31 protein-coding genes are annotated in these 19,922 nt (G+C 60.6%); 12 read left to right on the top strand and 19 right to left on the bottom strand.

Annotated elements, in window-relative coordinates; genetic code table 11:
• Positions 1-64: 64 nt before the first annotated feature.
• The 5 genes from qatD to N6H05_RS09625 all read right to left on the bottom strand — a co-directional run bounded on the left by qatD (position 65) and on the right by N6H05_RS09625 (position 5,299).
• Entirely contained in the window at positions 65-811 is a 747-nt protein-coding gene (gene qatD, locus N6H05_RS09645; RefSeq protein WP_284113669.1) for a Qat anti-phage system TatD family nuclease QatD, read from the bottom strand.
• Positions 812-819: 8 nt separating this feature from the next.
• A complete protein-coding gene (qatC, locus tag N6H05_RS09640) occupies positions 820-2,169 on the bottom strand; it encodes a Qat anti-phage system QueC-like protein QatC (RefSeq protein ID WP_284113668.1) in 1,350 nt (449 codons plus the stop codon).
• Positions 2,166-3,044, bottom strand: a complete 879-nt coding sequence (gene qatB / locus N6H05_RS09635) for a Qat anti-phage system associated protein QatB (protein WP_284113666.1) — start codon at positions 3,042-3,044, stop codon at positions 2,166-2,168. The genes qatC and qatB overlap by 4 nt, the downstream gene beginning before the upstream one ends.
• Positions 3,044-5,002 (bottom strand): Qat anti-phage system ATPase QatA, encoded by a 1,959-nt coding sequence (gene qatA, locus N6H05_RS09630; protein WP_284113665.1) that lies wholly within the window; start codon positions 5,000-5,002, stop codon positions 3,044-3,046. The genes qatB and qatA overlap by 1 nt, the downstream gene beginning before the upstream one ends.
• A gap of 132 nt (positions 5,003-5,134) precedes the next feature.
• Positions 5,135-5,299, bottom strand: coding sequence for a hypothetical protein (locus N6H05_RS09625; protein ID WP_284113664.1), 165 nt, complete (start codon positions 5,297-5,299; stop codon positions 5,135-5,137).
• Positions 5,300-5,894: 595 nt separating this feature from the next.
• On the opposite strand from N6H05_RS09625, the gene N6H05_RS09620 reads away from it, so the two are divergent.
• Positions 5,895-7,205, top strand: coding sequence for a tyrosine-type recombinase/integrase (locus N6H05_RS09620; RefSeq protein WP_284113663.1), 1,311 nt, complete (start codon positions 5,895-5,897; stop codon positions 7,203-7,205).
• On the opposite strand, the gene N6H05_RS09615 is transcribed toward N6H05_RS09620, so the two are convergent.
• Genes N6H05_RS09615 through N6H05_RS09580 form a run of 8 tightly spaced genes read right to left on the bottom strand, consistent with a single transcriptional unit; the run spans position 7,197 to position 9,874 of the window.
• Positions 7,197-7,661 carry a hypothetical protein gene (locus tag N6H05_RS09615; protein ID WP_284113662.1) on the bottom strand — a complete coding sequence of 155 codons (465 nt, stop codon included), beginning with the start codon at positions 7,659-7,661 and terminating at the stop codon, positions 7,197-7,199. The genes N6H05_RS09620 and N6H05_RS09615 overlap by 9 nt on opposite strands.
• Positions 7,661-7,909, bottom strand: a complete 249-nt coding sequence (locus N6H05_RS09610; protein WP_284113661.1) for a hypothetical protein — start codon at positions 7,907-7,909, stop codon at positions 7,661-7,663. Before N6H05_RS09610 ends, N6H05_RS09615 begins: the two co-directional genes overlap by 1 nt.
• Positions 7,910-7,921: 12 nt before the next feature.
• Positions 7,922-8,110, bottom strand: coding sequence for a helix-turn-helix transcriptional regulator (locus tag N6H05_RS09605; RefSeq protein ID WP_284113660.1), 189 nt, complete (start codon positions 8,108-8,110; stop codon positions 7,922-7,924).
• Positions 8,100-8,546 (bottom strand): hypothetical protein, encoded by a 447-nt coding sequence (locus N6H05_RS09600; protein ID WP_284113659.1) that lies wholly within the window; start codon positions 8,544-8,546, stop codon positions 8,100-8,102. Before N6H05_RS09600 ends, N6H05_RS09605 begins: the two co-directional genes overlap by 11 nt.
• Complete coding sequence (locus tag N6H05_RS09595) at positions 8,543-8,845, bottom strand: hypothetical protein (RefSeq protein ID WP_284113658.1); 303 nt, start codon at positions 8,843-8,845, stop codon at positions 8,543-8,545. The genes N6H05_RS09600 and N6H05_RS09595 overlap by 4 nt, the downstream gene beginning before the upstream one ends.
• Complete coding sequence (locus N6H05_RS09590; protein WP_284113657.1) at positions 8,842-9,360, bottom strand: hypothetical protein; 519 nt, start codon at positions 9,358-9,360, stop codon at positions 8,842-8,844. Before N6H05_RS09590 ends, N6H05_RS09595 begins: the two co-directional genes overlap by 4 nt.
• Positions 9,357-9,569: a hypothetical protein gene (locus tag N6H05_RS09585; RefSeq protein WP_284113656.1), complete on the bottom strand. Its 213-nt coding sequence runs from the start codon at positions 9,567-9,569 to the stop codon at positions 9,357-9,359. Before N6H05_RS09585 ends, N6H05_RS09590 begins: the two co-directional genes overlap by 4 nt.
• Positions 9,566-9,874 carry a hypothetical protein gene (locus N6H05_RS09580; RefSeq protein ID WP_284113655.1) on the bottom strand — a complete coding sequence of 103 codons (309 nt, stop codon included), beginning with the start codon at positions 9,872-9,874 and terminating at the stop codon, positions 9,566-9,568. The genes N6H05_RS09585 and N6H05_RS09580 overlap by 4 nt, the downstream gene beginning before the upstream one ends.
• Positions 9,875-9,910: 36 nt before the next feature.
• On the opposite strand from N6H05_RS09580, the gene N6H05_RS09575 reads away from it, so the two are divergent.
• Together N6H05_RS09575 and N6H05_RS09570 are read left to right on the top strand one after the other, a co-directional pair.
• The gene (locus N6H05_RS09575; RefSeq protein ID WP_284113654.1) at positions 9,911-10,444 is read left to right on the top strand and encodes a toprim domain-containing protein; all 534 of its coding nucleotides are present in this window, start codon (positions 9,911-9,913) and stop codon (positions 10,442-10,444) included.
• Positions 10,441-10,743, top strand: coding sequence for a hypothetical protein (locus N6H05_RS09570; RefSeq protein WP_284113652.1), 303 nt, complete (start codon positions 10,441-10,443; stop codon positions 10,741-10,743). Before N6H05_RS09575 ends, N6H05_RS09570 begins: the two co-directional genes overlap by 4 nt.
• 59 nt (positions 10,744-10,802) lie before the next feature.
• On the opposite strand, the gene N6H05_RS09565 is transcribed toward N6H05_RS09570, so the two are convergent.
• On the bottom strand, positions 10,803-11,024 hold the full coding sequence (locus N6H05_RS09565; protein WP_284113651.1) for a hypothetical protein: 222 nt from the start codon (positions 11,022-11,024) through the stop codon (positions 10,803-10,805).
• 161 nt (positions 11,025-11,185) lie between these two features.
• On the opposite strand from N6H05_RS09565, the gene N6H05_RS09560 reads away from it, so the two are divergent.
• Both N6H05_RS09560 and N6H05_RS09555 read left to right on the top strand, forming a co-directional pair.
• Positions 11,186-11,713: a hypothetical protein gene (locus N6H05_RS09560; protein WP_284113650.1), complete on the top strand. Its 528-nt coding sequence runs from the start codon at positions 11,186-11,188 to the stop codon at positions 11,711-11,713.
• Between the two features lie 48 nt (positions 11,714-11,761).
• On the top strand, positions 11,762-11,965 hold the full coding sequence (locus N6H05_RS09555) for a hypothetical protein (RefSeq protein WP_284113649.1): 204 nt from the start codon (positions 11,762-11,764) through the stop codon (positions 11,963-11,965).
• 172 nt (positions 11,966-12,137) lie between these two features.
• On the opposite strand, the gene N6H05_RS09550 is transcribed toward N6H05_RS09555, so the two are convergent.
• The 4 genes from N6H05_RS09550 to N6H05_RS09535 form a co-directional block, all read right to left on the bottom strand.
• Positions 12,138-12,353, bottom strand: coding sequence for a hypothetical protein (locus tag N6H05_RS09550; protein ID WP_284113648.1), 216 nt, complete (start codon positions 12,351-12,353; stop codon positions 12,138-12,140).
• Between the two features lie 76 nt (positions 12,354-12,429).
• On the bottom strand, positions 12,430-12,855 hold the full coding sequence (locus tag N6H05_RS09545) for an IS5 family transposase (RefSeq protein ID WP_284114202.1): 426 nt from the start codon (positions 12,853-12,855) through the stop codon (positions 12,430-12,432).
• A 30-nt stretch (positions 12,856-12,885) separates the two neighbouring features.
• A complete protein-coding gene (locus N6H05_RS09540; protein WP_014082638.1) occupies positions 12,886-14,109 on the bottom strand; it encodes an IS256-like element ISSpwi2 family transposase in 1,224 nt (407 codons plus the stop codon).
• Positions 14,075-14,545 (bottom strand): IS5 family transposase, encoded by a 471-nt coding sequence (locus N6H05_RS09535; RefSeq protein WP_284113647.1) that lies wholly within the window; start codon positions 14,543-14,545, stop codon positions 14,075-14,077. Before N6H05_RS09535 ends, N6H05_RS09540 begins: the two co-directional genes overlap by 35 nt.
• A gap of 171 nt (positions 14,546-14,716) precedes the next feature.
• On the opposite strand from N6H05_RS09535, the gene N6H05_RS09530 reads away from it, so the two are divergent.
• Positions 14,717-14,995, top strand: a complete 279-nt coding sequence (locus N6H05_RS09530) for a hypothetical protein (protein ID WP_284113646.1) — start codon at positions 14,717-14,719, stop codon at positions 14,993-14,995.
• A gap of 449 nt (positions 14,996-15,444) precedes the next feature.
• Here the strand turns inward: N6H05_RS09530 and N6H05_RS09525 are convergent, their stop codons facing one another.
• Positions 15,445-15,651, bottom strand: a complete 207-nt coding sequence (locus N6H05_RS09525) for a hypothetical protein (RefSeq protein ID WP_284113645.1) — start codon at positions 15,649-15,651, stop codon at positions 15,445-15,447.
• 22 nt (positions 15,652-15,673) lie between these two features.
• Between N6H05_RS09525 and N6H05_RS09520 the strand changes: the two genes are divergently transcribed.
• From N6H05_RS09520 to N6H05_RS09495, 6 genes are all read left to right on the top strand, one after another.
• Positions 15,674-15,961 carry a hypothetical protein gene (locus N6H05_RS09520; RefSeq protein WP_284113644.1) on the top strand — a complete coding sequence of 96 codons (288 nt, stop codon included), beginning with the start codon at positions 15,674-15,676 and terminating at the stop codon, positions 15,959-15,961.
• Between the two features lie 126 nt (positions 15,962-16,087).
• A complete protein-coding gene (locus N6H05_RS09515) occupies positions 16,088-16,315 on the top strand; it encodes a hypothetical protein (RefSeq protein ID WP_284113643.1) in 228 nt (75 codons plus the stop codon).
• A complete protein-coding gene (locus N6H05_RS09510; RefSeq protein ID WP_284113642.1) occupies positions 16,312-16,485 on the top strand; it encodes a hypothetical protein in 174 nt (57 codons plus the stop codon). Before N6H05_RS09515 ends, N6H05_RS09510 begins: the two co-directional genes overlap by 4 nt.
• Positions 16,486-16,922: 437 nt before the next feature.
• Positions 16,923-17,411, top strand: a complete 489-nt coding sequence (locus N6H05_RS09505) for a terminase (RefSeq protein WP_284113641.1) — start codon at positions 16,923-16,925, stop codon at positions 17,409-17,411.
• Positions 17,377-19,350: a phage terminase large subunit family protein gene (locus N6H05_RS09500; RefSeq protein ID WP_284113640.1), complete on the top strand. Its 1,974-nt coding sequence runs from the start codon at positions 17,377-17,379 to the stop codon at positions 19,348-19,350. Before N6H05_RS09505 ends, N6H05_RS09500 begins: the two co-directional genes overlap by 35 nt.
• On the top strand, positions 19,350-19,562 hold the full coding sequence (locus N6H05_RS09495) for a phage head-tail joining protein (protein ID WP_284113639.1): 213 nt from the start codon (positions 19,350-19,352) through the stop codon (positions 19,560-19,562). The genes N6H05_RS09500 and N6H05_RS09495 overlap by 1 nt, the downstream gene beginning before the upstream one ends.
• The last annotated feature ends 360 nt before the right edge of the window (positions 19,563-19,922 follow it).

Here is a 19,922-nt window from a genome sequence, read left to right as displayed (position 1 = left end):
CTATAAGGCACAACCCCCAAGTGGTATTACTATTCACAAGTAGCAGCTAAAATGTACTTTCTCTCTACCTGGAAAGAACGCTCTTAAGATTTCTCAGTATCGTGGCACATAGTTCGGATGGCGGTAGTTCGTGGAGCCTTGCCAAGCGCTCCACAGTGATCCAGACATCGCTCGGACTGGCGGGGCGTCCATCAGTTTGGGTAAACGGCCCATCTGTTTCCGTCAGAACCCGGTCCAACGGGAGCAATTTAGTTATTGCTGCACGCCTTTCATTATTGAGCATGTCCGCGTTCACTGAAAAGTAGCAGCCAAGATCAACCGCCCTTTTTGCCTCTGCTGCGGTGCCGGTGAACCAATGAAGCACTACGCACCCGCGCGAGGGCGGCATGTGCTGCTCTATCATGTCGAGCACCACCCTGGTCGCTCGGACGCTATGTGTTGTGACGATCTTGTCTCCCGCGACCGCGCAAAGCGATAACACGCGAGCGAATATCTCCTTCTGCGTCTCGAAAGACTTGTAGAACCGTGGGCTGGCGTCCAGCCCGACCTCGCCGACATAGCGGGTCTGCGGCAGCAACTCCTCCCATAGAGCGATCTCATGAGCGCGTTCGGCAACCAACTGAGGATGCAGGCCGAGAGCCGCTCGGACATGACGGGTGGCGGACGCCAGTTCGTGGTTCCGTGGCCAAGCCTTGGGCGTGGTGGTCACGGTGAGGGTGAACACGCCATCGCGCTCGCAACGTTCCACCGCGGCCGCGTGGTCGGGGTAGAGATCAAGATGGCAATGGAAATCGACGAGACCCGAGCGCATGGGGTCTCCTACGACGGTGCGGCGCGAACGCCAGTCAGCAAACGCCCGACCTCTTCCAAGCCGCGACGATAAACATCGGCCAGGTCATCGTGGCGGGAGGGATCATCATAGAGAGGCCCGGGCTTGTGGATAAGGGCCTTGGCCAGTTCCGGGCGCTTTGATAGCCGCGCGATCGCGATCTGGAAGGATCGGACCTGCTGACCCTCGGCCTGCTTGGTGTCCAATGTGGCAGCCTTCAGGTCGGGTACGCCATAAACTGTCGCATCCTTACCTCGCAGGGAGGCCCGTCGAATGAGGCAGGGGAGACAGTATCCGCAGTGCCCCTGCGGCTTCTTGGTCCAACGCCCCTTCGTCGGCGACGAACATGATAGCGACAACGGGGCAAGCTGCTTCAACAAGGCCGGAGTGGTGCACTCGGCGACCATTTCCCCCTTGGTCTTGTTCCAATAGGGGTTCTCGACCTTGCCTCCTACGCCGAGCGCTCGGAGCAGATCGTTCCATCGGGTCATGTAGAAAGGATGCGTCGTCCGGGTGCTGAGCGCACCGAGCCGAAGCCGATCGAGCGGGACATTGAGCGCGATCAGGCCGTTCTCCGGAACCTTGAGCACGAAGTCGCGGCCAAGCGCGGTGCCGGCGGCGACACCGAGGGAGAAGAACAGAAACGAGCGGCCGCGAGTGCTATCCTCCGACCCGACATCTGCGACCAGCCCGCTTTCGAAACTCATCCACACGCGGAGCCGATTGAAAGTGGATGATTTGTAGGCGGCTTTGAGGCCTTCGAAGCATTGATCCTGCGACTTGCTCACCAGCCCCTCTCCCGCGTGACTGACTAGGAGCGGCGTCTCTCCAGCCTTCAAGCTGTCGATCGCGCCGATCAAGCTGTCCAACCCGCCGGAGAACAGGCTTACGCCATCGAAAGCGGTCGGAATAAGGGTGGGAGCGGCGGGAGAGACCAGCTTCGCGTAATCCTTCGACCGTTTGCGGAATCCGACGTCCCATCGGTCGCCGGTCAGGAAGTTCAGGGCACGGACCAGGATCGGTGCCGCGGCGGTCCACAACGCGGGATCGCTAACGGGGACGACCAACCGAATCTCGCGAGTCCAAGCATCCTGCGATTCCGTCGAGCGCGAGATGCGAGTATCCGCTGCGTGAACATGGGCGGCGACCACGAGCATGTCCGCGCCGATCTCGCTCGGGGTCAGGTGCAGCGCCTTGAGGTCGGCCAAGGCGTGCCCGATCCCATGGTCGAGACGCTTGCCCGCTACAAGTTGCAACGTCGATGCAACTTCGTCGCGCGCCTTGGGAACACGGGTCTTATCGTCCTCGCCAAAACGGCCGATGATGACGTGGCGCCTCATTTCGCTGCCTCCCCATCGCCCATCGTCTGCAACACGTCGAAGGCGGATTGATAGACGTTGGTCACAAAACCCATCACCGCGTCAGGAGTCAGCGACTGGATGTTGATACCGGCGGCGTTGATCGCGTCGCTGACACCACGCTGGATGAAATCACGCAATTGCGCCTGAACCCTCTCGGCCGCGCGGGCATCGGCGGGCAGAGTAACAACCTTGGTGCCGATGTCGTTGCAGATGCGCGCCTCGATCGCGTGCGTTGCATATAACTCGAAGACAGTCTGAATCTGGCCGGACGTCAGCGCGTCGATGTCGGTGATGCCCGCACCGGCGAGGTCGGCGATCGTCTCGACGAAAGCGTCTCTCGCAATACCTTCATCAATCGACCCACCTTCGGGGCAGATGTAATCGGCCAGACCCGCGAACACTTCCTCGATCGGACGCCCGGCGAGGCTTTCGAGGTTGAGCGTTCGTAGTGCCTCACGCACGCCATTCGCGCTGGCGTCGTTGAGGAACCTGACAAGTCCAGCGCCCGCGCCCCACGACGAGCCCATCCGCTGTGCAGCCTGACGTGAGCCGCCCGCTGATTTGGACACATATTGCGAAACCGCGCGGCCGAGGCTCCTACGGTCGCTTCCGCCCGAACTTGCGAAACGCGTGAAATTGTTTCGGGCGGAAGTGAAGCGATCCGCCGCCCCTGCCGGCGCGGTCGGCCGAGGTGCTGGCGCGGGAGGAACCGCGGGCGGCGCTCCATCAGGAGCCGGGGATTGCGTTCCGTCGCTATCACCCGCGCCAGCTCCGCCGTCGCTGTCACCTTGCAACCAACTCGGAATGAGCGGCGTGCCGCCGCCTGCACCCCCATAGGCGTTCGACGTGCCCATCAGCGGCCACCCTTCCGCGTGCGAAGCGCGGCACTCGCGGTCGGCTTCAGGAAGGACGAACCGGAGGTGGACCATCCCTGGAGTAGCTTCTCGAAGCGCGCAACGGCGTCGGAATCCTTGACGACGCCCTCCCAACCTGACGCGGGCCACGGCCCGCACCGATCGGCCGGCAAGGCTTCGAGCAGATCGAGAAGATTGGCTTGAAGCGTCGGGTGCGCGCGAACCAGCACCGCGAGTCCGTCGATGCCGGGCGGCACGGTATCGAAGGCGTCACCGCCCATGACGCGTCCGCGCAGCTCCTCGAATACCTGGGCAGCCTCGGCCGGAACGAGCTGCTTTAGTTCGCCTTCGAACGCTTGAACGGCGAGTTTCGGGCCAAGCAGTTTTTCGACTACAGCGGCGAGACGCCCGAGGACGGAGGCGGCACCGAAGTAGTCCTTCCGATCCTTGGTCACGAACAGATAGGGGCGCAGATCGACGTCGGCCAAGGCCGGTGACAGCCGAGCCCAAGCCCGAATCGCGTCGGCTGCCTTCCATTCCGTCAGGATGGCGCTGTCCTTGGAGTCCGGCACGGCGGTCGGCTTGGCGTCATCGGTGGAACTGATTTTCGGCCCGGTCCGCTTCGCTTTGGGTGCTGGCTTCTCCTCCGATGCGGCGGTTTCAAGCGCTGCCAAATCTACGCAGCGGCCGTCCGGATCGCGGGCGGCGGCGCTGGCGATCTGATCGAACAATCTGGAGAGGAAACGTTCTGCCAGCATGAGCTTCGCCAGGACGGGCAGCTTCACCTCATCTCCAAAACCGCGGGCGAGCGCGGTCTGATGGCGCAGCAGCAGGGTGTTCAGGAAGCGCTTGATCTGTCGCGGATTGCCCTGAGTGCCGCTGGCCAGGATCGGACCAATCTGGTCGCTCAGGGTGAGCGCATTCTGGACCTGGCCGGCTTTGTCACCCAAGGCGGTCTTGACGGTCTGCGCGTCGAGCCCGGCCGTCTTCCAGGGCCGTTTGAGCAATTCACGCGCGACGGCGATGAGCGCCGAGTAAGCGGGATCGTCCTCTCCCAACTCGGAGCCGATGAGCAACAGGGTGACGTAGATGCGGGTTTCGGTCTCGCCCAAGGCCGGAATTCGGAACGGGATCTGGATCAGCTTTTCGAGATAGTTGCGTGCATAGTCACGGGGGCCGGTCGTGTCCGGAAGCTCGGGGAAATGCTTGCGCACCGAATATTCGATCATCGCCTCGTCGGCTGCGACGATGAACGCGGTGCGAGCGGTGAAGACGAACAGTCGGACGGCTTCGAGCGTCTCGATCGCCGTGTCTGGCAGGCAGCGGTCAAGATCGTCGATCAGTACGATCAGTTGCTTGATACCTGCCTGCTTGAGCAGATCGTCAAAAGCCTTCCGGAAGGCTTCGATCTCCTCCGGGACATTCTTCGACTCTCCGGGTTTCAGCAGACCCTGCACACCATCGATCGCTTTGTCGTAATTCTCCTGCGTAGCGAGTTTCGAGGGATCGGAGAAGATTCCCTTCAAGGTGCCCACCACCGCGCCGATCTGATCGGCTGTGGGAATGCCGGTGAAAGCGGTGAAAGCGAGACCGCCCCCGTGCCGCGCGATCTTCAGCCAGTCGATCCGCCGGAAGATGTCCTTCACGGCCACGCCGGCCTGGGTGAGCACCGGCCGCTTTTCGATAAGCCCGGTAACGATGCCCTCGATCAGCGCGATCTTGGCGTCTTCGAACCCCTGGAAACGCCACCCGTTAAATTTGATACAGAGCACATCCTCATCAGAACTGAGGCCGTTCTCTATCATCTCCAGGATGCTGGATTTGCCCGCGCCCCAGTCGCCGTGAACCCCGATCGTTACGGCACGCTCGGGCTTCTCGCGCAGGAGCTCGATAATGGTCTTTGCGATCGCCTCGTTGTTGAGGAGATCGACCTTTGTCTCATTATCAGTGAGAATCATCCGCCCCGATTCCTCCCCGCGATTCGCAGCGGTTGTATAGTAAGTCCCGCACCCAATACTGCCGGAATATTCAGGGGATCGCTATGTGTTATGCAATGGAATAACGCTCGGGTCGCGAATAGCTTTTGCGCTTCAGGCAGGGGTGTCGCTTTCGGGAATGCCTCCAGCCGGTTCGACCAGATACTCAACCAGGCGGCGGGCGCTACCGGACAGGCTGGCCTGGTCACGGATGCAGCGGCCGCGCATGATCGGCGTCATCGTCCTGACCACTGCGCTCAACTTCGTCGTCACCGCCAACGGCGTGCCCGCCTTGTACACGCCGCTCGCCCGAACACTGGCGGATGGCTCAGGCCTGCCTCTTTTGACGGTGCTGATGGCGCAAGTCATCGGGTACGCGACGCCTCTCTTGCCGTACCACTCTCTTGCCGTACCAGGCATCGCCCATCGTCGTCGCTATTGGCATGGGCAAAGTGCCGGCCCGCGACGGAATCATCCTGTGTCTGACGCTGGCCGCCCTGACGTTCGCTGTGCTCGCGCCCCTCGACTGCTTGTGGTTTCGAATGCTCGGGCTGATGCATGGATAGTCGCGGGTCGCCGATCCAAAGGTCGACACCCCCGGACGTCGCCTCGCAGATATTGCACCTCGCACATTCCGACGAATTTAGTCGTGGTTTAGAGTGCTATAGCGTAGACGTAGTGCTCATCATCGTCGGGCGCGGCCCGCCAAGTTTGCTTCCCCAACAGTTCCCAACCGTTCACCAAACCTTGATTTTCCGGGGTTTTTGCGCATATTCACCTCATCCGGCGTTCCGCTTCCGTTCACGGGCGTTCACCGGCTGGCATGGTAGATGCCATGGTATCGGGCCATGGTATCCATGGTATCGAGGGCGAGATGCTGAACGACGCGAAGATCAAGGCGGCCAAGGCTCGGGACAAGGATTATCGGCTGTCGGATTCGGGCCAGCTCTATCTTCAGATCTCACGTGCCGGCGGAAAGCACTGGCGCATGAACTACACCTATGGGCTGAACGCCAAGGGCAAGCCGGCGCAGAAGACGCTGGCATTCGGTTCCTACCCGGCAGTATCTCTGCTCGATGCGCGTGGTAAGCGCGATGCTGCCAAGGCGCTGCTTCGCGATGGCAAGGATCCCGGCATCGAACGCAGGGTCGCAGCCAAAGCGCAAGCACTAGCAAACGACAACACGTTCGAGACTGTAGCGCGGGCATGGTGGGGCAAAACCAAGGTCCGATGGTCAGCCGTTCATGCTCAGGATGTGATTGATAGCCTGTCCGAGAATATCTTCGACCATATTGGCGACCTGCCTATCACATCCATTAAGGCTCCCAAGCTGCTTGAGCTGCTGACCTTGGTCGAGGATCGGGGCGCGATCGAAACCGCGCACCGCATTCGCGCGCGTCTCTCGTCTGTCTTCGTCTATGGAATTGCGGCCGGCATCTGCGACAACGACCCTGCTGCCAGCCTGGGCAAGGCGTTGAAGCCGAAACCGCGGGCGAAGAAGCAACCAGCCGTCACCTCTCTGACCGGCTTGCGCCAAATTCTGATAGATGCGGAGGGCGAGCGCTGCCGGGCGATCACTAAGCTGGCGCTGCGCTTCCACGCGCTGACAGCGGTCCGGCCGGGTGAGCTTAGATTTGCGCGGTGGGATGAGATCGAGGATCTACACGGCCCGACGCCCCTCTGGCGCATCCCCGCCGCGCGCATGAAAGGCGACGGGGATCGCAAGGCCGAAACGGATGGTGATCACCTCGTGCCTCTCGCTCGGCAGTCTGTCGACGTGTTGAAAGTGCTGCACACCCTGACCGGCGATCTGGATTTGATGTTCCCCGGCGAGCGCCACATGCATCGGCCTATAAGCGAGAACACCTTGCGTGCCCTGCTCATCCGCGCCGGATACCACCAGCGTCATGTTCCGCATGGCTTCCGCGCCGCCTTTTCCACGATAATGAATGAGCGCGCCAAAGCTCTAGGGATGGTTGACGATCGTGCTATCATCGACCTGATGCTGGCGCATATCCCTCAGAACAAGGTCGAGGGCGCCTACAACCGGGCATCATACATGGATAGGCGGCGCGAACTGGCCCAAGATTGGGCAGATATGCTGCTGGAGGGCTTTTGGGAGCCGGATATCCATTTGGGCCAGCCGATCCGCTACGCGGCGACCGGCCCCGGGAAATCAAGCTGACGCATCCGCGCTTTTTTGCCCTTCTAGCCACGCCTCAATGTTGTCGAGAGTGCGCTCGAAACTGACCACCTCGCCAGTAGGCAGCAGAACATGATGATCTTCGCCATTGCCGTCGTTGACGCCAAAGGTCGTGACTGGGCAAACGCCGCGATCAGCCATAATCGCCCAGCCTAGCACCGGCGTCGTGAAGTAACCTCGTGGCTCACCAGCATCAGGATGAAGGATAACGGTTCCTGGCGCCGCTGCAAAGCTCGATTGCGGGATATCCTGCCACGACTTTCTGTCGAACTCATTTATTTCAACTTGCGACCCGTCTGAGAGGTTGACAGGATACACGATGCCTTCGCGCTCGCTCCCCGATTTACTGTCCCGGAAAATGACCGACCTGGGAGAGTCAATTGATACAATGGCGGCCATGGAATAGCTTTTGCCATCTATTGCTTCAAAAAACTGCATTATTCCGCCCCTGCCCTTCTCTCTTCTTCCAAAGCAGCCTCTTTGATCGTTTGGGTCCACTCGTCCAGCACGTCAGCAAGCGCATCGCGTTGGTCAGGCATCTCGCGAAACAGTGCCCATATTACCGAAACCACGGCTTGCTTGAGCACACCATCGCGCACGAAGCCACCAGTGGCCATGGCATCAATAGATTTCGCGAAGGTATCCGAGGCTAAGTTTATCTTAGCCTCAATCGTTTCTGTCTCCATCTGCACACCTCCCTAAATCGCGCGCTGAGATTCGCGCCAGGCCATTATCTCGCACTCGCTCCACCGGCTTGCAAAGCCTCCCGGCTTATATTGTTGTGGAAAACTTCCTGCCTTGATCATGCGGTAGATCATCGTCTTGCCAAGCCCGGTCAATTCCTTGACCTCGGCGAGCGAAATGAGGCGGCCGGGATTACTGGCCATTGAACGCCTCCCTCGCGCTCGCCCGGCGCTCGCGCGTCTTGCGCGGCGGGATTGTCTTGATGGTCGCGGCATACTCAGCAAACAGGATGATGACCGAACGGATGGCCGGAGCCAGTAGATCGCCGCCGAGCAAGGTCAGGGACGTCTGGCCAATCAGAAGGAAGAACCAGAACAGTCGGAATGCCCGAAGGGAGGTGGCCGGCCAATCTGCAAACAGCGTCGCGCTGAGCAGTGTGATCACAACGAAGAACCACATGAATGCGACCCAGAGCCACTCGTCGTGCTCGATGTAGACGGTCGCATGACAAGCGGCGAAGAACCAAAGCGCCCGGTGCATCGCATATTGCGTCTGCCGGGTGAGCTGGCAGGCAAGGATGATCGGCGGGTGGAACAGCGTCTTGCCCAGCCAGGCATCGAGGCGGGAGAGCATTGTCATATCGCCTCCGGTGCATCAGGCAGGTGCGCAAACCGGGCCGTGTCTTCGGGCGTCGCTGTCCGCACCCGCTGGACGCGGAAAATGCCACCTGCCAGTGGGAAGCCTTCGGGCGCCCGAAAGCGAACCGTCATGCTCGGGCAGTGGGCATCGTAGGCCATGCACTCGAAGGCATCGCCTTGGGCCCACTCAACCGCGGCGATTATGTCGCGGATCAGCTTGTCAGGAACCGACCTCATGCCATGGTTCATGAGTTGTGCCGCGATCTGGGCACGCAGGCTTTCGTTTTCGGCGATCGTCATGGCCGGATGCCCTCTGCCTGCATGAAAACCGCCGCTGTCGGCAGCTTGATGACGTGCGATGGGGTCAGCGGATAGCCTTCATGGTCGAACCACTGGTGACCATCCTCGGACCAATATCCGACAACCCAAGGCGTCGACCATGCGGAGGCATTATCGCTGACGTTGAACGCTAGAGCAAACTGTCCATCCTTGGGGTCGGCATCCTCAGCCTTGTGTCCAACGATCGCAAAGGCCGCGCCGCCATGAGGGTCGCCAATTGCGCGCAGAATATCGACCGCCTCCTTCGCCACTATCGCCAGCGCGTCGAACAGCTTGGCCTCATTGTCGATGCAGGCAATGAGCGTCCGCTGAGCGTCGAGTTCCGAGCTAAGTTCTCCATCCGCTTCATCCTCTGCGACGATCGCCATATGGTCGACCACAGCCCGCATCGGTTCAACCATATGGCGGCCGGCAGGCTTGCCGGAGATGTCGCAGGCATCTTCGAGCCGAGCGGCGATATCAAGAAGGTCAGTCACGATGCAGATTCCTTCCGGTGCGCGACCATCTGGTCAATGGTGGCGTCGAGCATGATGAGGACTTCGCGGAGGTAAGGCTCGCGCCCATTTAGGACAGCGATGGCCGCCGCCGACCCCAGGATAGCGCCGATCACCGGGAAGCCGTGTTCCGCTACCAGCTTGTTGACGATCGCGTCGGTGACATCGATCATCTTTTCGCTCTCGGTCATTGCGCCTTGTCCGTCCCTTTGGAGCCGGGCGACTGGGGAGACGAAAGCCGCCCGGCTCCACCAACCGCCGGGGGGACAGCGGCTGGATCGATGGTTGCGGGATCGACCTTCGCCCGCAAAACCTCCTGAAAAACGATCATGACCTGACCGGGGCTGGCCTGCGCCTGCGCTTCGGCCTCGGTCGCGGCTTCATCCAGCGTCTGGTAGCGCGCGCGGGGCAGCGTCACGCCTGGGCGGACGGTGCGGCCCTTGCGCGCCACCATGAAGGTGAAGCTGTTGGGCACGGTGAGGCGGACGCCGGTCATGCGCCGTCTGCCTTGTCGAGAGCAAGTCGAAGAACGGTGCCGGCATCGTCCAGCATCGATCCGCCGTTTAGTCCGGCTCTGCGCTTCATCCCGAAGCTTAAGGTCACTGGCGCGCCCGTTGATCATCTCGCGGCCATGATCGCTATGGTCCGTGATCCGCTTGGCGAACCGTTGACGCTACACCGGACTTATCTGGCGGGAGGGCGAAAGGCCGAGCTGAACGGCGGCTCGCGCAAGATGATGCCCGGAAAAACCCCGCACGGCAGTTTCATTGAACTGTCGCCGGCGGCCGAGGAAATGGGCGTAGCGGAGGGCATCGAGACGGCATTGCGGGCGCAGCAGCGCTTCGGCGTTCCGGTGTGGTCGCTGATCAACGCCGATGGCCTCAAGGCTTTTACGCCGCCACCGATCGTCAAACGGCTGCGCATCTTTGGCGACAATGACCGGAACTATACCGGCCAGCTCGCCGCCTTCGCATTGGCCAACCGGATGGCCATCAAGAACGATCACATCGCCGTTTCGGTGGAAATCCCGCCCGAGGCTGGCACAGACTGGGCGGATGTTGAATGACCGACTGGCCCCTTACCGTCGCCCTCGTTCTGGTCTTCGCGGCCGGCATCTGCGGCGGCGTGACATTCGCCTCCATCATCTATGCGCGCCGCTACCGGGCACTGCGGCTGGAGATCTGGGGCGAGCGGATGGCTGACGAGGTCGACGCGCAACCGTCCAGCTTCCTGTCCGATGCTGATGAGGCAGCGCTACGGGAGCGGCTTGTCCCGATCGACGCCATAGACCGGGCACCAATCACGATCCGCGAGCAGATGCTCGCCATGGGCGTGATCGATGAGGCGGGAAGGTGGCGCCCATGAACCGCCGCCCAACGCCCGCCGACATCGTCGCCTCGCTGAGCGCGGTGAAGCTGCTGCCGCTACTCCACCAGCCGCAGATGCCGCGTCGGCGGCAGGCGGCTGACCTCTGCGGAAATCTCGATCGCATTCGCCAGGGTCATGATCGTCAACCCTTGGTCTCGCCCGATGTCGCGATGGGCCACGATCGAGGCGTTGTGAAGCTCGCGGATGATGTCGCCGACCGCAGGGCCGGCGCCACGCACGATAGCAGTTGCAGAAAGCCAAATTGGATCGTCACGCATGCCGAGTCTCCAGGAAGCTTGGGCAGCAAAATAACGCATCTGGATGAGCGCGTCATGGTGAATGGAAACGGAAAAGACGCGGCGTTTACGCCGCCTGGCGGTGGCATGATTGATGATATTGGGAGGTTGAGGTGGTGAGTGATCGTTGGTGCATTCTGCGAATGGCCGGCGCCAGCACGATGTCGGTTGCGCAATCCTTGTCCGACGCCGGGTTCGAAGTCTGGACGCCGATAGAGACGCAGCGGCGTCGCGCCCCGCGATCCAAGGCCCTGAAGGACATTGTCCTCCCGATCATGCCCGGCATCGTGTTCGCTGACGCTGTGCGGCTAGATGATCTGATCGCGATGTCCCGGTCGCCAGCACTGACCTACAAACGCTGGAACAGCGAGACGAAGCGCATGGAGATGCATGGTTGCCCGCACTTCTCCGTGTTCCGCTACGATGGGCGGTTCCCGCTGATCGCCGATCGGCAACTGGACGCATTGCGCCAGGCGGAACAGCGTGGTCGTCCACGATCGCTCGGACCGGTAGTGGAGGTTGGGGATGTGGTGCGCCATCCTGCCGGAATATTGGGCGGCCTCAAGGGCGTTGTCACCAGCACCAGGCGCCGGAAGGCGATGGTGATGTTCGGCAGCCTAGAAATCGAAATCGAGATGCACGAGTTGCTGCCAGCGAAAATCACGGCTTGATCTTGTCGCCCTTTCAGGTGACCGTTCCCCCGAACCGACGGAGAGAAGATGGCTACCGAGCTTGAAAGATGGGCGCTGATCGAACGCCAATACCTCGCTGAAGAAATGCGATGGCTAAAGGCCGGAGCTAAGTGGTTGTCCCCTTCTGGAGACGACATCACGGCCAAGAAGCTTACCCAAGTCGCGGCCCGTCTAGAGCATGTCAACTTGGCGCTCGAAGGCAAAGCATTTGGTGGCCAAACGACGTCTTGACGTCGAGTCGCTACGTCAGTTACATATCGATCAGCCGATAAGGTACCGCTGCAATAGCAGCTCGGGTGAGTTAATTGGTCTGCTGGTCACATGAACCGGCGCCCTCGCCACCAAACGCAGGAAGTCAGTTTCCGGCGGTGTGCGACGCAATTCAAATTATGACTGAATAACTTTAATCGAGATCGGGATGGATTAGCCTGTCCATTGCCTGGGCAGCGCGTTCGGCGTACAATTCAGAAATTTCAATGTAAATTTCGCGGATCCCTGCAGATTGGCAATGTCTTCCCATAGAAGCCTGCTTCCTGCTACGTTCGGAAAAATAACAAAAATCGGCACCCACACCGTCAGGGTGGCGTCGAATATAGCTGAGGGTAATGCGCTTTCGCATAATGTTCCTCCGCCAAGTTCAAATCTTCATTTGGCCACAACCTTTCGGCGGAATATACGATCGCATCAATCTTAACCTAGGTTTCGTGGACAAAGGGTATCCATTGCAGGGCTGAGACGAGATTGACGAAGCCGAGGTAGGACTCTTTGGTTTTGTCGTATCGAGTTGCGATACGCCGCCAGTTCTTGAGTTTGTTGAAGAGGCGTTCGACAAGATTGCGCCAACGGTATTTTTCGCGATCGTGTGGGATTGGATCGCGCCGATTGCTTTTGGCGGGAATGACAGCCTCAACGTCAGCATTGGCCAATTCCTCGCGGATGGCATCTGCATCGTAGCCCTTGTCCGCCAACAATGCCTCGATCTTATGAGCAATCAAACGGAACAGCGGGCCAAAGCCTTGGATATCGTGGCTCTGGCCCGGCGTCAGGACAAAGCCGAGCGGTCGGCCTTTGGCATCGCAGCGGGCGTGGAGCTTTGTGCTGAATCCGCCTGGGACTGTCAGGATTTCCGTGTGCGGCCGGGCGGTTGATCATCAGGCCGCCATGGCTCTGATGAAACGTTCGCCGAAGATCACGGCAAATTGCGCCTTCGCCATGGTCCACTCACGTGGTGGCATCTTCCACTCTTTCTCCGACCGATTCAAGATCAGGTAGAGCAGCTTGGTGGCGGCCTCGTCGCTGGGGAAGTGTCCCCTGGCCCTGACAGCCCGCCTGAGCTTCGAGTTCAAAGCTTCGATGGCGTTCGTAGTGTAGATGATCCGGCGGACCTCGTCGGGGAACGCAAAAAACGGGATCACCTCGCCCCAGGCGCGCCGCCAGCTCTGGCCGATGGCGGGATAGCGCTGCCCCCAAGGGCCAGCCTCAAATGCTGTCAGCGCCTTTTCGGCGGCATCTGCGTCGGTGGCACGGTAAATCTCCTTGAGCGCGCTGGCGAGGTTCTTTCGGTCCTTCCAGGAGACGAAGTCCATCGAGTTGCGCAGCAGGTGAACGATGCAGGTCTGGACGATCGCATCGGGGAACACTGCGGTGATCGCATCGGGAAAGCCCTTCAGGCCGTCAACGACGGCCAGCAGGATGTCTTCAACGCCACGGTTGCGAAGCTCGTTCATCACCCGAAGCCAGAACTTGGCACCCTCATTCTGCTCGAGCCACAAGCCGAGCACCTCCTTTGCGCCGTCGGCGCGGACGCCCAGCGCAATGTGGATCGCCTTGTTGCGCACCATGCCCTCGTCGCGGATCTTGACCCGGATCGCGTCGAAGAAGACCAGCGGGTAAACCGGATCGAGCGGCCGCTGCTGCCAAGTGGCGACCTCATCGAGCACGGCGTCGGTCACCGTGCTAATCAAATCGGGTGAGACGTCGATGCCGTATAGATCGTGCAGGTGCCTGGTGATCTCGCGGGTGCTCATGCCGCGCGCGTACATCGACACGATCTTGTCGTCGAAGCCGGGAAAGCGGCGTTGATACTTGGCGATCAACTGCGGGTCGAAGCTCGACTGGCGATCGCGCGGCACGTCGATCGCCAACTTGCCGGTGTCGGTCATTACCGTCTTCCGACCGTAGCCGTTGCGCATGTTGCCGGCGCCGTCTTCGCCAGCGAGGTGGTGATCCATCTCCGCATTCAGGGCACGCTCTGTCAGCGCCTTCTTCAGCGAATCGAGCAGACCGCCCTGCTCGAAGGCGGCACTGGCAGCGCCGCCCGCCAAAAGCTGATCGAGAAGCTCATTCGGTATGGCAGGTTCTTTGCGTCGTGACATAGTGGGACTCCTTGTTGCCCATTATGCCCGGCCGCACACGGAAATCCTGACAGTCCCAATCCGCCTCGCGATCGGCCAAGCGCCTCGGTTTCCTGAGTCCCTTTTTTATGCCGACGGCACAATGATGTGCTCGGACCACGGTGCTGTCGATCATGTCCGCAGTGGCATCACGAGCCACCATTTCGCCCAGTGTCTCGAGCATCGCCTCGAACACCCCGGTCGTAACCCAGCGCCGGTAGCGGCGGAAAACGCTGTTCCACTTGCCATATTCATCCGGCAAGTGGCGCCATTGCGAACCTGTGCGGGCGATCCACATCATGCCTTCGAAATACAGCCGGTTGTCCTGTGCTGGACGACAGCCACGACCACGCTCAGATGGCAGTAATGTGCCGATGATCCCCCACTCGTCCTCCGTCAGCCCAATACGCTCGCCCAACGCCACCTCCAAAAGGCAGCCTTGAATCAACGCCCGATCCTGCTGTCAACCTTTGTCCACGAAACCTAGCGCAACATTTGCTCTCATCTATCGTCGAAATTCGTCAGATTAACCGATTAACCAACTTGATGCAGACGCTGTTCACTTCCCTTCGTCTCTATGGATGATCAGATGGGAGATGATGAGGCCATGGATGCGGCATTGATCTATGAGAGGTACGAGCACCGCCTGGGCACGCTTTCCGCTCAGTTACAGTGGGGCGCTTCGATCGCGGGTATAACGATCCACAAAGTCACCGAATATGGCATTGTGTTTTCAGCGCTGGACATCCCTGACCTGAACGCTGCAGTGACGGTTATGCTTAACGATCACCGCGCAGAAGCGATCATAAGTTCCAGGAATACAAAACGTGGAGCTATGCTATTCGTGCGACCGTTTGTGAGACACTGAAGACCCCACAATCACCATTCTGAGCTTCTGCCTTTGGCCGCGACCGTGGCTGCCTGTTGACGGAAGAACATCGCCCGCCGCCTATGTTGTTCGATCAATAGCATGTCGTCACCTCGACATTGCGCGGTAAATGCAGCCGTCTCTTCTTCGACGGCCAAATGAAGCAGGCGAGCATATTCCGATTTTGGCGCGACCATGCGCGCGAAACCGATGTACGCGGGTCTGGTTTCATCCTTCAGACGCCTTTTTTTCGCAGCACGGGAGCAGCCTCGGGGTTGGGCTTGCTCGCACCATGTTCGGCCTACCGCGTTTCCCGTTTCTGTTAATTGCGGTCCAATGTCTAAAATCTCGTACCGCCCGGAATGGTTGCCCGGCGCTTGCGCGGTTCCAGTTATCGGGTTTGGGTGGCGCGGGTTCGGAAAGCCGGCCCGCGTCACAGCGACATCAAATCAGAACCATTTCTCGCCATCGTCGGCAGCAAAGCTCTGGGCCGCCTTAACCACGCCATAGCCGACCGCGGCCAGGACGCTGACCTTGATGAAGGTGCCGACGACGCGCGGGGCAAAGTAGCCGAGGACTGCACCCTTCACGCCGCTGTCGCCGTCCTTCTGGTCAATCTTCGATCCGATCACTGCGCCGATGATATCTGTGAGCATTTCGTTCTCCTTCTGGAACGACATGAGCGAGCGGCGGGAGGGAAAGTTCCGGGGCGATTTATTCGCCCTCGGTGTCGTCGATCAGGAGAGCAGCCCGCCTGCGGAAGAAGTCGGCGCGCCGCCGATGGGTGGCGATCAGGAGGACATCGTCGCGTCGCCGCTCCGCAACATCGGCCGCAGCATCTTCATCCGTTGCGAGTTGAAGCAAGCGGGCATGTTCATCGGCTCGGATGGTCATGAAAGCCGCTTATCGCGTGTGCCGTCGCACGTCGAGGCGTCTACGTCGTCGCGATTGCCAACCCTAAGCTGAGCATGATGCGCGTTCGCACTTCGCCGCGGAAGATAGTCTTGCCCGGCTGGCGAAAGCCTCGAACGGATATCGGGACCCCAACAACCAGCGCGCGGGCGTATATCGCCCAGCGATATCGGAGGCGACATGATCAAGGTGGGCGACGATCTGATCGTTAATCCCGTGCATGTCGCCTCCATCTCGTGGGATCGCGGCCATAGCTATACCGCGATGATCATCACCATGGCCGACGGCGCGAAGCATCGCGTCCGGCATGATCCCTACTCGCTGGGTGGCAACGACTGTTACAAGGCTGAGGCCTTGATTGTGGCCGGATATGAGAAGGCCATGGAAGCGGCGGAGCGGATGGCATGAGCCAGTACCCCTGCCCTGCGGATCAGATGGAGCGCCTTGCTGGTGAACTCCATAGCCTAGCCTTCGACATGCGCGAGCCATCCCGTTCGATCGGGCGCGTCGAGCGCATCATCGCCGAGGGCGAGCGGATCAGCGCCGAAGTTCGCGCCGTGGTGCGAGGCAGGTCGTGAAGACCTGCATCACCTGTCGGCACTTCATGGGCATGTGGCCGATGTCTTCTGAGGGCCGATGTATCCGACCTTTGTCCGACCGGATTGACCTTATCCATGGCTGTCTTGCTGACCACCTTGATGTTAATGCGAGGAGAGAACGGCGGGCTGGACGCTCGGGGCTGATCATCAAGCGCGATCGGTGCGGGCCGGATGCGACGTACTATCAGGCGCAGCTCGATCGGCCGCCGTTACCCCGACCGACCCGCTGACACGTAACAAAGTTGCGCGTCGGCGCAACGAAACACCCCGACCTTGGGTCCTTCCCGGCCATTCGGCAAGTACGGGGGGCAAAGGCCCAGAAGCTCGCTAGCCACAGAAACCGCCTTAGTTCTTCCTCCCCATAGTAATAAATGACGGTTTTCTGCGGGTTTCACAGTAATCGGACAGGGAAGTGCATGGACATCGACCTGAACGAGCCGACCCGCCCGCAACTTGCCGCGCTATTCGGATGCTCCAGCCGCTGGATCGGCGAACTGCGCGCCAAGGGCGACCTGCCGGCAGATGGTGCGAGCTGGACCGAAAACCTTGAAGCGTGGCTGGCCATGAAGACGGGCCGGCAGGACGCGGATGCGCTCGATCTGGAAGCGGAGCGCGCGCGCTTGGCCAAAGAACAGGCCGACGGCAAGGCGATGGACAATGCCGAGCGCCGCCGGGAACTGGCATCGCGCACCGACATGATCGCGGCCGGCACCGGAGTCATCATCATGGCCGTGGCGCGGCTCCAGCAGGTCGGCGCGCAGGTCGCTCTGGGTGATACGAAACTGCGCAAGAGGATCGAGACCGCGATCAATGACGTGCTGACCGACATCAGCATGACGCGCGTCGAGAAGGCGCTTGGCGGGGGCATGGATGAGGAAGACGCCCCCGACGAAAGCGCCGACTGACCCCATATGCGTCCAGGGCGATGATGGTGTCATCGTCGCCGAAGCGTGGATTGACGCGTTCCGGCCAAAGATCCGGCCACCTCTGTCGCAATTCATGTGCGACCATGCTCGGTCGGACGATGGCGCGAAAATCAGGCCGTTCCCATTCCAGTCGGATATGGCGGACGCCTTCACGGATCCGGAGACCGCGCAGGTTTCTGTCCGCAAGAGCAGCCGCATCGGCTATTCGACGATCCTGCAGAGCTTCGTCGCGTGGCGCATCAAATATGATCCTGCCCGCACGCTGATCTACCAGCCGACGATCGATGACGCGGAAAAGTTCAGCCGCGACGATCTCGATCCGGTGTTGCAGTGGGACGTCGTCCGGTCTGTCGCCCAGTTCAAGCCGCGGCATTCGGACAACCAGATCCGGGCCAAGCGCTACAAGGGCGGATGGATCCAGATCAAGGGCGCCAACAGTCCGAAGGAATTCAGGCGCGTCACATCTGATGACGTGTTCCTCGAAGAATGCGATGGCTATCCTTGGGCGTCGAAAGAGGAAGGCGACCCGGCCCGCCTCGCGTTCAAGCGCAACCTGACGTCGCCGCGCCGGTTCAGCGCGGCCGGCTCCACGCCGAAGGTTAAGGGGTTTAGCCGGATCGACGCTCTGTTCGATCAGGGCAGCCAGGAATTTCGATACGTCCCCTGCCCGCATTGTGGGCACATGCAGACGCTGGTGTTTGGCGACGGGACCGGCCCCGGCATCCGCTGGGCACCAAAGGAGAACCCGACCCGCGCCTGGTATAGGTGCGAAAATGGCTGCGACATCGATGAGGCTGAAAAGCCGTGGATGGACGAAAACGGCGAGTGGCGCGCCCACAACCCGGATGCGTTCCCCCGACATCGGTCCTTCCATATCTGGGCAGCATATAGCCAGCACCCCGGTGCCGCTTGGCTGGAAATCGCCCGCGAGTTCATGGAGGTCCGCAAGGATCCGAACCTCCTGCGCACGTTCGTCAACCAGGTCCTGGGCGAGGCATGGGCCGAACGAGGTGAAGCGCCGGAGTGGCAGCGCCTCTATGATCGGCGGGAGAAGGCGATGTCGCTGGGCACCCCGCCGGCATGGGCCGGATTGCTGATCGGAGCGGCTGACGTCCAGCGCGGCGGCGGCGGGCGTATCGACATGGATATCTGGGCATTTGGCCCCGGTCGCAAGCGGGCGTTTGTCGAGCGCGTTGAAGTGTTCGGGCCGATTGCCGACAAGAAGACCTGGACGGCGCTCGATAAGGAGGTCGCCCGCGAGTGGCTGGCTGATGACGGCCGAGCAATGCGGCTTGCGCGGGTCGCCGTTGACTCCGGTGACGGCGAGAACACGATGGAGGTCTATCGCTGGGCGCGGCAACATCCCGGCTTCGTCATGGCGGTGAAAGGCCGCGAGAGCATCGCTGCCCAGCAGGCAATCGGCTCGCCAAATTGGCAGGACGTCACGGTCAACGGCAAGAAGCTGAAGCGCGGCGTCAGGCTCTGGAACATCGGCACATCGATGCTGAAGATGGAGCTTTACGGCCAGCTCGGGCTGGAGAAGCCGGTCGACGGCGAAGATTATCCCGACGGCTATATCTACATCCCCGACGGCACTGGCGACGAATGGATCAAGCAGTTGGTCGCCGAAGAGCTGCGGTTCGTGAAGATGCGCAATGGCGGTGTCCGGCGCGAGTGGCACAAGACGCGGGACCGCAACGAGGCGCTCGACAACGCCATCTATGCCCGCGCGATCGCGATCAGCTTGGGCGTTGACCGGTGGACCAATGCCCATTGGGTGAAGGCCCGCGGCGAACTGAAGAAACCGGAGCCAAGGTCATCCGGAACGACCGCGAAGCCCGCCGCTGCCAAGGCCAGCGCGACTGCTAGGCCCACGCCACCCCGCCGTCAGAACCCGTTCACTTCAAGGAGGCGATAGTGGCCTATCAACAGAGCGATCTGGACAAGGTTGATGCCGCCATCACATCCGGCATCCGCAAGATCACCTTTGCCGATGGTCGCTCGACCGAATATCAGTCGCTTGACGAGATGCGGCGCCTGCGCGCTGACATAAAGGCTGAATTGGCGGCAAATGCCGCGCAGGTGACGCCTCGTGTCCGCACAGTCGTCGGTCGGGTGTGTCGCCGGTGAATAGGCTCGAACAGGCCATCGCAGCTGTTGCACCGCGTTATGCAGCAAAGCGCGCGATGGCGCGCATGCAAACCGGCCTCGTCCATGGCATTATTAGGCCATAGAAGCATTTTATAATGGTTAAGAGCAGATTGCTTCTTCTGTTCGTAAAATGACGATCGATCCCGCACAACAGGATCGCCCTTAATATATGAAATTACAGAAAATATCGCCAGGAACAGGATGCATTTTACAAGTTATACATCAAAATCATCGCGTTTCCCGCAATTCCGACATCGGCTTGCCCGGCTCGCTCGAACATGGCATCTGCCGCCGCCCGAACCCATATTTTTGCTGGACAAGCCCCTGTCGATGGCCTTG

Source organism: Sphingobium sp. WTD-1 (genome assembly GCF_030128825.1).
GTDB lineage: Bacteria > Pseudomonadota > Alphaproteobacteria > Sphingomonadales > Sphingomonadaceae > Sphingobium.
This window is presented reverse-complemented; position numbering and strand designations above follow the sequence as displayed.

What these genes read in the sequence shown, in the direction of transcription:
- N6H05_RS09530 (WP_284113646.1), top strand. Translation starts at nt 14,717, where the DNA reads ATGGGAGATGATGAGGCCATGGATGCGGCATTGATCTATGAGAGGTAC.
- N6H05_RS09550 (WP_284113648.1), bottom strand. Translation starts at nt 12,353, where the DNA reads ATGCGAAAGCGCATTACCCTCAGCTATATTCGACGCCACCCTGACGGT.
- N6H05_RS09580 (WP_284113655.1), bottom strand. Translation starts at nt 9,874, where the DNA reads ATGACCGGCGTCCGCCTCACCGTGCCCAACAGCTTCACCTTCATGGTG.
- N6H05_RS09555 (WP_284113649.1), top strand. Translation starts at nt 11,762, where the DNA reads ATGGCTACCGAGCTTGAAAGATGGGCGCTGATCGAACGCCAATACCTC.
- N6H05_RS09595 (WP_284113658.1), bottom strand. Translation starts at nt 8,845, where the DNA reads ATGACGATCGCCGAAAACGAAAGCCTGCGTGCCCAGATCGCGGCACAA.
- N6H05_RS09500 (WP_284113640.1), top strand. Translation starts at nt 17,377, where the DNA reads ATGAGGAAGACGCCCCCGACGAAAGCGCCGACTGACCCCATATGCGTC.
- N6H05_RS09505 (WP_284113641.1), top strand. Translation starts at nt 16,923, where the DNA reads ATGGACATCGACCTGAACGAGCCGACCCGCCCGCAACTTGCCGCGCTA.
- N6H05_RS09515 (WP_284113643.1), top strand. Translation starts at nt 16,088, where the DNA reads ATGATCAAGGTGGGCGACGATCTGATCGTTAATCCCGTGCATGTCGCC.
- qatB (WP_284113666.1), bottom strand. Translation starts at nt 3,044, where the DNA reads ATGGGCACGTCGAACGCCTATGGGGGTGCAGGCGGCGGCACGCCGCTC.
- N6H05_RS09560 (WP_284113650.1), top strand. Translation starts at nt 11,186, where the DNA reads ATGGCCGGCGCCAGCACGATGTCGGTTGCGCAATCCTTGTCCGACGCC.
- qatC (WP_284113668.1), bottom strand. Translation starts at nt 2,169, where the DNA reads ATGAGGCGCCACGTCATCATCGGCCGTTTTGGCGAGGACGATAAGACC.
- N6H05_RS09520 (WP_284113644.1), top strand. Translation starts at nt 15,674, where the DNA reads ATGAGCGAGCGGCGGGAGGGAAAGTTCCGGGGCGATTTATTCGCCCTC.
- N6H05_RS09615 (WP_284113662.1), bottom strand. Translation starts at nt 7,661, where the DNA reads ATGCAGTTTTTTGAAGCAATAGATGGCAAAAGCTATTCCATGGCCGCC.
- N6H05_RS09620 (WP_284113663.1), top strand. Translation starts at nt 5,895, where the DNA reads ATGCTGAACGACGCGAAGATCAAGGCGGCCAAGGCTCGGGACAAGGAT.
- N6H05_RS09525 (WP_284113645.1), bottom strand. Translation starts at nt 15,651, where the DNA reads ATGCTCACAGATATCATCGGCGCAGTGATCGGATCGAAGATTGACCAG.
- N6H05_RS09510 (WP_284113642.1), top strand. Translation starts at nt 16,312, where the DNA reads ATGAGCCAGTACCCCTGCCCTGCGGATCAGATGGAGCGCCTTGCTGGT.
- N6H05_RS09600 (WP_284113659.1), bottom strand. Translation starts at nt 8,546, where the DNA reads ATGACAATGCTCTCCCGCCTCGATGCCTGGCTGGGCAAGACGCTGTTC.
- qatA (WP_284113665.1), bottom strand. Translation starts at nt 5,002, where the DNA reads ATGATTCTCACTGATAATGAGACAAAGGTCGATCTCCTCAACAACGAG.
- N6H05_RS09540 (WP_014082638.1), bottom strand. Translation starts at nt 14,109, where the DNA reads ATGTCACGACGCAAAGAACCTGCCATACCGAATGAGCTTCTCGATCAG.
- qatD (WP_284113669.1), bottom strand. Translation starts at nt 811, where the DNA reads ATGCGCTCGGGTCTCGTCGATTTCCATTGCCATCTTGATCTCTACCCC.
- N6H05_RS09585 (WP_284113656.1), bottom strand. Translation starts at nt 9,569, where the DNA reads ATGACCGAGAGCGAAAAGATGATCGATGTCACCGACGCGATCGTCAAC.
- N6H05_RS09605 (WP_284113660.1), bottom strand. Translation starts at nt 8,110, where the DNA reads ATGGCCAGTAATCCCGGCCGCCTCATTTCGCTCGCCGAGGTCAAGGAA.
- N6H05_RS09610 (WP_284113661.1), bottom strand. Translation starts at nt 7,909, where the DNA reads ATGGAGACAGAAACGATTGAGGCTAAGATAAACTTAGCCTCGGATACC.
- N6H05_RS09565 (WP_284113651.1), bottom strand. Translation starts at nt 11,024, where the DNA reads ATGCGTGACGATCCAATTTGGCTTTCTGCAACTGCTATCGTGCGTGGC.
- N6H05_RS09570 (WP_284113652.1), top strand. Translation starts at nt 10,441, where the DNA reads ATGACCGACTGGCCCCTTACCGTCGCCCTCGTTCTGGTCTTCGCGGCC.